This window comes from Cryobacterium zongtaii (assembly GCF_002909375.1).
Classification (GTDB): Bacteria; Actinomycetota; Actinomycetes; order Actinomycetales; family Microbacteriaceae; genus Cryobacterium; species Cryobacterium zongtaii.
Genome location: NZ_PPXD01000014.1, coordinates 1 through 1,326, shown reverse-complemented (window position 1 = coordinate 1,326; position 1,326 = coordinate 1). Strand labels below are relative to the sequence as shown.

At 67.1% G+C, this 1,326-nt stretch carries 1 protein-coding gene; it reads right to left on the bottom strand.

The window, feature by feature from the left end; translation table 11 throughout:
- Positions 1–1,326 (bottom strand): L-arabinose isomerase (gene araA, locus C3B61_RS10090; protein WP_103460501.1); only part of this gene is annotated, 1,326 nt, incomplete at its 5' end.

Genomic DNA, 1,326 nt, shown 5'->3' with positions numbered 1-1,326 from the left:
TTACAGGCCTTGCGCCAGGCGGTAGTACGCCTGGTTCCATCGGACCTCGCGGGAGAAGTCCCGCAGGGTGGTGGTTTCATCGATCACGAGGAGCTCGGTTTGAGCGATCTCGGCGAAGTCTTGGAACACCTCGATGCCGACGGCTGTCGACATGACGGTGTGGTGGGCGGCGCCGGCGGTGAGCCAGGCGGCGGCGGAGGTGGCGAAGTCGGGTGCGGGCTTCCAGACGGCGCGGCCGACGGGGAGTTTGGGTAGTGCTTGGGTGGGTTCGACGACCTCGACGACGTTCGCGGTGAGGCGGAACCTGTCGCGCATGTCGCTCATCGCGACGACCACGGCGGGGCCGGGGGCGGCGTTGAAGACCAGGCGCACCGGGTCGTCTTTGCCGCCGATGCCCAGCGGGTGGATCTCCAGGGTCGGCTTCTCGGTGGCCAGTGACGGGCTGACCTCGAGCATGTGGGCGCCGAGGATGAGTTCGGCGCCGGGGGTGAGGTCGTAGGTGTAGTCCTCCATCAGGCTCGCCCCGCCGGGCAGGCCCGAACCCATCACGTTGGCCACGCGGACCAGGATCGCGGTCTTCCAGTCGCCTTCGGCGCCGAAGCCGTAGCCCTGGGCCATGAGGCGTTGCACGGCCAGGCCGGGCAGTTGCTTGAGGGCGCCGAGGTCTTCGAAGTTGGTGGTGAACGCGCTGAAACCGCCGGCTTCGAGGAAGGACTTCAACCCGAGTTCGATCGCGGCGCCGTAACGCAGCGACTCGTGCCGGTCGCCGCCGCGGCGAAGCTCCGGGGCCACGTCGTAGAGCTCTTCGTATTCGGCCACGAGCGCGTCGATGTCAGCAGCCGTGGCGGCGTGCACGGTCTCGGCGAGTTCGTTGACCGACCAGGTGTTCACCTGCACGCCGAAACGCAGCTCGGCTTCGGTTTTGTCGCCCTCGGTGACGGCGACGTAACGCATGTTGTCGCCGAACCGGGCCAGTTTCATGCTGTTCGATGCCGCCCAGCCGGCCGCGGCACGCGTCCAGGTGCCGATCGAGGCGCTGACCACCGGGTTGGACACGTGGCCGACAACGGTCTTCCGCGACACGCCCAGGCGGGTCTGGATGTACCCGAACTCCCGGTCGCCGTGCGCGGCCTGGTTCAGGTTCATGAAGTCGAAATCGATCTCGGCCCAGGGCAGTTCCACGTTGGCCTGGGTGTGCAGGTGCAGCAACGGCTTGGTCAACGCGTTGAGGCCGCCGATCCACATCTTCGCCGGCGAGAACGTGTGCATCCACGCGATCAAACCGATGACCTTGTCATCACCGTTGGCATCCAACGCGGCCCGACG